At 42.0% G+C, this 9,041-nt stretch carries 8 protein-coding genes and 1 riboswitch; of the genes, 4 read left to right on the top strand and 4 right to left on the bottom strand.

The genetic code is table 11. The annotated features are described in order from the left end of the window. Nucleotides 1-453: 453 nt before the first annotated feature. Nucleotides 454-1,443 carry an alpha/beta fold hydrolase gene (locus A33I_RS16925; RefSeq protein WP_022629520.1) on the bottom strand — a complete coding sequence of 330 codons (990 nt, stop codon included), beginning with the start codon at nt 1,441-1,443 and terminating at the stop codon, nt 454-456. Next, nucleotides 1,444-1,941 (bottom strand): methyl-accepting chemotaxis domain-containing protein, encoded by a 498-nt coding sequence (locus A33I_RS16930; RefSeq protein ID WP_022629521.1) that lies wholly within the window; start codon nt 1,939-1,941, stop codon nt 1,444-1,446. A 223-nt stretch (nt 1,942-2,164) separates the two neighbouring features. Between A33I_RS16930 and A33I_RS16935 the strand changes: the two genes are divergently transcribed. Continuing rightward, nucleotides 2,165-3,523: a cytochrome P450 gene (locus tag A33I_RS16935; RefSeq protein WP_022629522.1), complete on the top strand. Its 1,359-nt coding sequence runs from the start codon at nt 2,165-2,167 to the stop codon at nt 3,521-3,523. 118 nt (nt 3,524-3,641) lie between these two features. Here the strand turns inward: A33I_RS16935 and A33I_RS16940 are convergent, their stop codons facing one another. Both A33I_RS16940 and A33I_RS16945 read right to left on the bottom strand, forming a co-directional pair. Then, nucleotides 3,642-4,187, bottom strand: coding sequence for a flavin reductase family protein (locus A33I_RS16940; protein WP_022629523.1), 546 nt, complete (start codon nt 4,185-4,187; stop codon nt 3,642-3,644). Between the two features lie 5 nt (nt 4,188-4,192). Continuing rightward, nucleotides 4,193-4,858: an oxidoreductase gene (locus tag A33I_RS16945; RefSeq protein WP_022629524.1), complete on the bottom strand. Its 666-nt coding sequence runs from the start codon at nt 4,856-4,858 to the stop codon at nt 4,193-4,195. Between the two features lie 128 nt (nt 4,859-4,986). Continuing rightward, nucleotides 4,987-5,101, top strand: a riboswitch (TPP riboswitch). 141 nt (nt 5,102-5,242) lie between these two features. On the opposite strand from A33I_RS16945, the gene thiC reads away from it, so the two are divergent. From thiC to A33I_RS16955, 3 genes are all read left to right on the top strand, one after another. Then, the gene (thiC, locus tag A33I_RS16950) at nt 5,243-7,021 is read left to right on the top strand and encodes a phosphomethylpyrimidine synthase ThiC (protein ID WP_022629525.1); all 1,779 of its coding nucleotides are present in this window, start codon (nt 5,243-5,245) and stop codon (nt 7,019-7,021) included. Between the two features lie 13 nt (nt 7,022-7,034). Continuing rightward, complete coding sequence (locus tag A33I_RS20950) at nt 7,035-7,211, top strand: hypothetical protein (protein ID WP_022629526.1); 177 nt, start codon at nt 7,035-7,037, stop codon at nt 7,209-7,211. Nucleotides 7,212-7,386: 175 nt separating this feature from the next. Then, nucleotides 7,387-8,922, top strand: coding sequence for an FAD-dependent oxidoreductase (locus A33I_RS16955; RefSeq protein ID WP_022629527.1), 1,536 nt, complete (start codon nt 7,387-7,389; stop codon nt 8,920-8,922). The last annotated feature ends 119 nt before the right edge of the window (nt 8,923-9,041 follow it).

Genomic DNA, 9,041 nt, shown 5'->3' on the forward strand with positions numbered 1-9,041 from the left:
CTGCCCTTTTTTTTATTTTTTTAATCATTTCCTCAGGCCACTAAAAAAACCATGGGTTTATCAGTGGCCTCCTCTAGGCCACACAGGAGTCTACGCATATTTCATCCGCTAAGTTACGTGCTATATAAAGGGTTTATTGGGATCATGTCGTTTTGGATCAAACCAATCAAAACCTTAATTATTTACTATACTAAAAGCTAAATTAGTCAAGAACTGCATGCACTGAGGGAGCGACTTAATTGCCTACTTTCTCCGTTGATCGGAGCGGAAGGGACTCGACTCCTGCGGGAAGTGAGAGGCCAGGGAAGACCCCGCAGGAGCGAGCGACGAGGAGGCTTCCGGACCGCCCGCGGAAAGCGAGTCCCTGCAGCGGAGATCAACAACTACTATAGGAATATGAATGTCCTCTTTCAGTGACCTTATCCGCTAGATTAGCCTTCGTATTTATTCTGATTATATCCGGTCTGACCGTACTTCAAGCCAACTTTCGAGAAAATCCGGAATTTCTCCTAAAAGCGCAAGGCTGATATGGCCCCCTTTTACTCGCTTATATGTCCGGTCTTCACTCCCTATCATTTTCATCAATGGTTTTGTTAAATGTTCTGGTACGATTAAGTCGTCAGTCGTAGAAACAACCAGCAAATCCGCCGTGACGTTTCGAAGGTTAACATGTTCCCCGCCTAAATAAAGCTCATTTAAAATCAATTTATTTTTCTTTCCCAATTCATTCATTAACTGTTTTAATGCAGCCCCTGAAAAAGGAATATGATCCTCTACCCACTTGCTTACAAGTTCTGCTTTCTTTGAACGTTGGGTATGGCTTTGAACTGGAGGAAACAATGTATTTGTGAAAGTAAATGGTTTAGTCATTGTCCGCATAGCAACCTCTACTAGCTTAGCAGGAATCAAACCATATTGGTCGATCACGTCATCAAAACTAATCTCTTCCCTTTTTAACGCTTCTGTCCACTTTTCTAAAAAAGGCGGTTCATCAAAATCAAGAGGAGGCGCAAATAGGATGAGATTCCGAATAGGCTCCGTGCTTAAAGCCGTATACATTAATGCCAACGTACCACCTAAACAATAGCCAATCACACTCAATTCCTCTGCCCTAGAATGAGCAAGCGCTCGTTTGACAGCCTGCTTGATATACTTCAACACGTAATCATCTATTGTAAGATGTCCGTCCTCGTATCCCGGCACTCCAAAATCAAGCAAATACACATCATACCCCTGCTTATTAAAAGCCTCCACCATACTCATCCCGGGTGCCAAATCAAGAATATAGGCTTTATTCAACAAGGAATAGACGAGAAATAAAGGAACACGATACGTTTTTTTCTTCGCTGGATAATACCAGAGCGTCGCTTTATTTTTCTTCCAAACGGCCACTCGAGATGTTTGTCCTATATGAGGGTTTAATAATCTATCAAAATGTTCCATCTACTCCCACTCCTCATCTAGCATGCATTCAAGCTCATTCTGAAACAGACGAGGATCTGTGATATGAGGATTCACCATAAGCATTGGTGATGCCGCATGATTATTATTTATAACGGTTTGCCTGCTGTCATTTCTCTTATTCGTTTTCTCTCTTTGGCTAACTCCCTCTGACTTTTTCTTTAATGTTTTTGTTTCCTCCCCCAAACGATCAACCTTCTCTTCTAGCCTATCAATCTTTTCTTCTACTTGAATAACAAGATTAGCAACTCTTGCTACATCGTCCTTTGATGGTATATTCAGCTGCTGAGAAATAAGCTCAGAGTATCCTCTTACTTTCTTTAAGGATTGGACATGACTTTCTAGCATAGCATTCATCTGCTCAACACTTTCTGCAGATTCTACCCATTCTTTAACCTGTTGATTCATCTTGTTCTCTAGTTTTTTGCCAAAAGACGTCACTATCGCTCTTTTAGGTTTTGATTTTGATTTTTTACCCATTTTCTACTCTCCTTCTATCCTTCTATTTCTATACTTCTTCCTGTGAAATTTGCCTTTTACACTATACACATGCTGCGGGTAATCCGTTCATAGATTAACCTACCTTTAATAAAATCAAGCACACGAACCAATTCTCTCTGTCCTTCCGCATCTATACCTTTCCAATCTCTTTCTTCTACATATCCTAATTCCGTTACTAGTAAAAAAATGAGGATGATGAACAATGACTAATAGATTTCAAAGGAGAAAACCAATACCAGGTCCAAAAGAACATTGGTTAAAAGGGAGCTTACAAGCATTCACATCTGATCCGCTTCGCTTTTTAAGCAACCAAGCTGAGACGTTCGGTCCTGTGAGCTCTTTTCGTTTCGGCCTATTTCAAGAAGTGTATTTTGTCAATGATCCAGATCTTATTAAAGAAATCTTGGTGACAAAACAAAAAGCATTCATTAAATCTCGGGATATCCAAATGCTAAAAGCTGTGGTAGGAGAAGGTCTATTAACCAATGAAAAAGAGTCTCACCTGAAGCAGCGGAGACTTATCCAGCCTGCCTTCAAAAAAACACATATCCACCAGTACGCTCAAGATATGATAGAAACAACAAACGCATTTATAAAAGATTGGAAGGACGGAGAAGAGAGAAATATTGCAGCTGACATGATGAATATAGCGCTTGGCATTATTACAAAAACATTGTTTGGCATGGAGATGGGACAAGGGGCAGATGTGATAGAACAACCGATGGAAGCAGTCATGAAACTTGGTATCAAAAGAATGCGCTCCCTCTCTCCTCTGCCTTTATGGGTCCCTACTCAAGCAAATCGACAACTGAAAAAGGCGGTAAAAGAGCTGGATGATGTCCTTTTTTCTATCATTAGCAAAAGAAGATTAGAAGATAATCAATCAGAAGATTTATTAGGGATGTTAATGAAAGCTCGGGATGAAGAAAACGGGGCTGCAATGGCTGATCAGCAGCTACGAGATGAATTAATGACGATATTTCTTGCTGGACATGAAACAACAGCTAATCTTTTAGCATGGACGTTATATTTATTATCACAACATCCAAGTGTTGATGAAAGACTGTACGCAGAAATAAAAGAGGCCACAAATGGAGAGGCGCTCTTACCAGAACATTACACCAAGCTTACTTATACGCAAAATGTAATATTTGAATCAATGAGACTTTATCCTCCGGCCTATGTGATCGGAAGGCAAGTAGAAGAAGACATAGAAATTGGACCCTACTTATTTAACAAGGGGGCGATGGTTTTAATCAGTCAGTATGTTATGCATCGAAACGCATCATTCTATCATGAACCTAACACTTTCAAACCGGAACGATTTGATCATAATTTTCTTAAAACCTTGCCTCCTTTTGCCTATTTTCCATTTGGTGGCGGGCCGCGAGTCTGCATCGGAAACCACTTCGCTATGATGGAGGCTACGTTAGCTTTAGCTGCGATTGCTCAGAATTATAAATTCACCTTAACAAGCAGCCAACAAAAAATAACACCACAGCCCCTTATCACACTTCGGCCTAAAGGCGGGCTCATGATGAAGGTAGAGAAGAGGAAGTAGGAAGTGGATGAGGTTAGTGCGAAGCCGGTGAAATATTGGGAGTTGTAGAGGATCCTCCTTTTCAGACACTAACATCATATCGGGGGATCCTCTTCATTTTTATTAAAGTATCTTCTTTTTAAAAATAATCTTTGGACCTTACTCTATTATCGAGCTTAACGTACCTTGATCTCCCTAGATATAAAGGAATTGAAAGTTGTTGTAAATTTGGCAGCCCATTACTCAAAAAGAGAGCCTCATCTTGGTAAAAGCCCACAAGTTCGGCGACAAAAAAATCATGATCTCCATATGTCTTAACATCAACTGTCTCGCACTCATATGCTACGTAGGCCTCTTTTAAAATGGGAGCTCCCGTTGCCTCACCCTCTATGAAAGCTTGGGTTGATAATTTATCTGTATCAGCTCCTGAGGTCACCCCTGCTTTTTGAATAACTTCCGCCTTCTCAAACGGTAGAAAGTTTATCGCAAATTTCCCTGCTTTCTTTAACAACTGGTATGTATACCTTTCACGCCCAATACTTATCCCGTATATAGGAGGCTCATAAGAAATATAAGTATGCCATCCACATGCCATTATATTATGTTCCCCTTCAACTGCCGCCGTCACTAGCGCCACCATGCCAGGATAACTATGCATGATTGTATGATCGATCCGCTCTAACATTTACTTCACTCCTCTCTCCCAGCCTTTTCAATCTCATTTGATTGAAAAATCACTGTACCTGGATTTCTATTTTCTGACGCCTGTTTAACCATCGCCCGTGCAACCACCACGTCTTCAATTCCTCTATACTTTCTAAGCGGGCCCAACAAAAGAGGCTTCATCACTTTTACTGCATACTCACCCAGCTTTTCCCCAAAGCGAAATTCTTCACGGTTGCCTAACAAAAGAGAAGGTCTGAAGATATCCACATGTGGATAACCTACTTTCTTCACTGCCTCTTCCATTTCGCCTTTTACTCTGCTGTAAAAAACCCGTGCCTCTGAGTCTGCTCCTATCGTAGAGATAACAAGTATACGCGAAGCCCCTTGCTCCCTTGCTATCTTTGCAACCTTTATCGGATATTCATAATCAACTTTTTTAAAAGCTTCTTTTGTTTTAGCTTTTTTAATCGTGGTTCCGATACATATGAATACATCATCTACTGCTGGAATATCGCCTTTTTCCAAGGTATCAAAGTTTACCAAATGAACAATTTGTTTAGGGTTTAATTTATCCACAGGTCTGCGGACTAGTACATGTACCTCTTTGTATTCCTTCGACTGAGATAATTGGTCAACAACTTGCTTTCCCACAAGCCCTGTTGCCCCAAGTATTAATGCACGACGGTTCATTTTGAAGTCACTCCTTTGAACACCATTATAATGATTCTGTTTGAAAAGAGCGAAAATTTAACTTGATCTTCCAAACTTTCTCATGTTAGGATTTGGTTTGTAAGAGATTTTGTTTTAAAGAACTTAATAGCATTAACTAGGGGTGTCCAACGAGCTGGGCTGAGAGAAGAACGTGTTGAAGTTTTTTAACCCTTCGGACCTGATCTGGCTCATACCAGCGTAGGGAAGTTAGAGACTCCTAAGTATTTTCATGTCTATTTGACTACTTCTACATAGTATAAGCCGGGCCCAAATCTATGATTTGGACTCGGTTTTTTATGTACTCCCCTATCCTATTTATGTACAGATCTCGTCCTCCACAACACAAGCAGAGGAGAGAAAATGATGTCTGATACGATGCAAAAAAACTTATCAATCATGTCCCAATTTCCAGAAAGTAAGAAAGTGTATGTGAGAGGTTCAAGAGAGGATCTCAAAGTCCCAATGAGAGAGATCTCCTTATCCAAAACCACAGGTTCATTCGGTGATGAAGATAACCCTCCGCTTCGTGTGTACGATACAAGCGGACCTTATACTGATCCACAGTATACTGTCGAGCTAGAAAAAGGGCTGCCCCCTCTACGGAGCAAATGGATATTTGAACGTGGTGATGTCGAGACCTATTCCGGCCGAAAAGTATGTGCAATGGATAATGGGTATAAAAGTGAGAATGATCCTAGAGCGTCCTATCAAGAATTTCCTCGTCAAAGCCTGACAGCCGTTAGAGCGAAAGCAGGAAATAATGTCACACAACTTCATTATGCGAAAAAAGGTATGATTACGCCGGAGATGGAATTTGTCGCGATCAGAGAGCAGGTCTCACCAGAGTTTGTGCGGGATGAAATTGCGCTTGGACGTGCCATTATTCCAAACAATATAAATCATCCAGAATCAGAGCCGATGATCATCGGTCGAAATTTTCACGTGAAAATAAATGCAAATATCGGCAACTCTGCCGTTACTTCCTCTATTGAAAAAGAAGTAGAAAAGATGACTTGGGCGACCAGGTGGGGTGCCGATACAATAATGGACCTCTCAACAGGCTCTGATATTCATAAAACGAGAGAATGGATTATTCGAAATGCGGCTGTTCCTGTAGGGACTGTTCCCATTTATCAGGCTCTTGAAAAGGTGAATGGGATCGCTGAAAACTTAACATGGGAGATTTACCGGGATACATTAATTGAGCAGGCAGAACAAGGTGTCGATTACTTTACGATTCATGCAGGAGTCCTCCTGCGCTATGTTCCTCTGACAGCTAAACGGATGACCGGCATCGTTTCACGAGGCGGATCCATTATGGCCCAGTGGTGCTTGTACCATCATCAAGAGAACTTTCTCTACACTCATTTTGAAGAAATCTGCGACATTATGAAAACCTATGATATCGCCTTTTCACTAGGTGACGGGCTGAGACCTGGATCAATTGCTGATGCCAATGATGACGCACAGTTTGCTGAGCTTGAAACACTAGGTGAACTGACTAAGATAGCCTTTAATCATGATGTGCAAGTGATGGTTGAGGGGCCCGGCCATGTACCAATGCACTTAATTAAAGAAAATATGGATAAACAGCTTGAGACATGCAATGAAGCACCCTTTTATACTCTAGGCCCGCTTACAACAGATATCGCACCAGGCTATGACCACATCACCTCCGCCATTGGAGCGGCAATGATTGGCTGGTATGGCACGGCCATGCTTTGTTATGTCACGCCTAAAGAACATCTTGGTCTGCCTAATAAAGAAGATGTCCGCACAGGGGTTATTACGTATAAGATTGCTGCCCATGCAGCCGATTTAGCAAAAGGACATCCTGGTGCTAAAAAAAGAGATGATGCCTTGTCAAAAGCTCGTTTTGAATTCCGCTGGGAAGATCAATTTAATTTATCCCTCGACCCAGAACGAGCACTCGAATATCACGATGAGACTCTCCCTGCAAAAGGAGCAAAGACGGCGCATTTTTGTTCGATGTGCGGTCCTAAATTCTGCAGTATGAGAATTTCTCAGGATATTCGCGATTATGCCAAAGAAAACAACCTTGAAACCAATCAGGCAATTGAGCAAGGAATGCAGGAGAAGGCACAGCAATTTAAGGAGCACGGCAGCACGCTGTATAAATAAGGTGGTGTTAGATATGAAGCTTGTCCGGCTTGCAAAGCTTGAGCAAGAACGAGCCGCACTCAACGCTAGAGTAAAGGAAATTGAAAAAGAGATTATAACGTTACAAACAACATGCGAACATACCTTTTCCGGAGACTCCTATTCGCTTAGCTGCACTAAATGCGGAATCACTCGTGTTCTTTATTATTAATAGATGCCTCCCGGGCTGCCTCACTTAAGCGGGGCAGCTTTTTTGTTTGGAAAACACCATCCGGCAGTCCTCAATTTATTCCTCACGTTTAACGAAGCTTAATTTGTGATACATAAGAACATACCAACTAGGACAAAATATGGAAGTAGATTACGAACTGAGGAGGTTTAATTCAATGAATGAGCACACACCCAATCAGCTGCCTGAGAGACCAGAGCCATATTGGAGAATAACAAGCCAGCTAGCAAGCTTTCCTCCCCTTAAAGAAGACATTAAGACTGATGTCTGTATTGTAGGTGGTGGGATTTCTGGAATTACAACGGCCTACCTGCTCGCCAAAGAAGGATTAGATGTGACCTTAATCGAGGCAGATGTATTAGTCAACGGAACAACAGGTCATACAACCGCTAAAATAACAGCGCAGCATGACCTGATTTATGATGAATTAATCCATAATCTCGGCATTGAAAAAGCAAAGTTGTATTACGAGGCAAATGATGCTGCCCTTCAATTTATCCGTAAGTTAGTGAAAGAAGAGAAAATGGCTTGTGATTTTACAGATGAGGATGCCTACCTCTACACCACCAATAACCGAGGTGTCAGCAAGCTAGAACATGAATTTAAAGCTTATCAGGAAATTGGCATTGATTCTGAATGGATTACCTCCATGCCGCTCGATATTCCTATTAAAGCAGGAATCAAAATGCGTAACCAAGCACAATTTCATCCAGTGAAATATTTAGCTCATCTTATTAAAGGATTTACTGAAATGGGCGGTAAAATATATGAGCATACGGTTGCAGATGATGTAAAAGAAGGCGAAGCTCCTATTGTGGTCACACGTGATGGAAAAAGGATTTCAACTCAATATGTAGTAGCCGCTTCCCATTTCCCGTTCTATGACGGCGCTGGTTTTTACTTTTCTAGACTGCATGCAGACCGCTCCTATGTTGTTGCTGTCGAGTGTGATGAAGAATTTCCAGGAGGAATGTACTTAAGCTGTGATGAGCCGAAACGATCTCTACGCTACACGGATATGGATGGCAAAAGGCTCGTCATTGTTGGTGGTGAACAACATAAAACCGGGCAAGGCATGGATACTATGTATCATTACGAGGCACTAGAAGAATACAGCCAAAAGATGTTCACTAATTCCAAGGTCCGCTTCCGCTGGTCTGCCCAAGACCTTGTGACGCTTGATAAGGTCCCTTATATCGGAAAACTTTCACGCATGCATCCAAATATTTTTGTAGCCACAGGCTTTAGAAAATGGGGGATGACGAACGGCACGGTTGCCGCTCATGTGATTTGTGATCTCATTACACATCGGCCCAGTCCATACGAAGAGCTCTTTAAGCCTTCACGCTTTGTCGCTGACCCGAGTATCCGCCACTTTATGTCTGAAAACCTGGATGTCGCAAAGCATCTTATAAAAGGCAAGTTTGATGATGCAGATAAATCAATAGATGAAATCTCGGTTGATGAAGGGGCAGTTGTAAAAGTAGACGGAAAAAGAGCAGGCGCGTATAAGGATAAAGAAGGGTGTCTCCACGTGGTCGACACAACCTGTACGCATATGGGCTGTGAGCTTAATTGGAATAATGGTGACCGAACGTGGGACTGCCCATGTCACGGATCACGTTTCTCTTACAAAGGCGAGGTCATAGAAGGTCCAGCAACAAAGCCGCTTAAATCATTAAAAGATAAATAAGGTGCTTACATTAAAGGAATTGCAAAGTAAAAGATCATGCCGCCGCTCCTGAAATATGCTTCGCTTTCCGCGGTGAGCTGCTGAGCTTCCTCGGGCTTTAGCCCTGTGGGATCTCAGCC

It is taken from the genome of Alkalihalophilus marmarensis DSM 21297 (assembly GCF_000474275.2).
Lineage (GTDB): Bacteria > Bacillota > Bacilli > Bacillales > Bacillaceae_D > Alkalihalophilus > Alkalihalophilus marmarensis.

Bases quoted from the DNA above. Each gene is read 5' to 3' on its own strand.
- A33I_RS16925 (WP_022629520.1), bottom strand. From the start codon at position 1,443: ATGGAACATTTTGATAGATTATTAAACCCTCATATAGGACAAACATCT.
- A33I_RS16930 (WP_022629521.1), bottom strand. From the start codon at position 1,941: ATGGGTAAAAAATCAAAATCAAAACCTAAAAGAGCGATAGTGACGTCT.
- A33I_RS16935 (WP_022629522.1), top strand. From the start codon at position 2,165: ATGACTAATAGATTTCAAAGGAGAAAACCAATACCAGGTCCAAAAGAA.
- A33I_RS16940 (WP_022629523.1), bottom strand. From the start codon at position 4,187: ATGTTAGAGCGGATCGATCATACAATCATGCATAGTTATCCTGGCATG.
- A33I_RS16945 (WP_022629524.1), bottom strand. From the start codon at position 4,858: ATGAACCGTCGTGCATTAATACTTGGGGCAACAGGGCTTGTGGGAAAG.
- thiC (WP_022629525.1), top strand. From the start codon at position 5,243: ATGTCTGATACGATGCAAAAAAACTTATCAATCATGTCCCAATTTCCA.
- A33I_RS20950 (WP_022629526.1), top strand. From the start codon at position 7,035: ATGAAGCTTGTCCGGCTTGCAAAGCTTGAGCAAGAACGAGCCGCACTC.
- A33I_RS16955 (WP_022629527.1), top strand. From the start codon at position 7,387: ATGAATGAGCACACACCCAATCAGCTGCCTGAGAGACCAGAGCCATAT.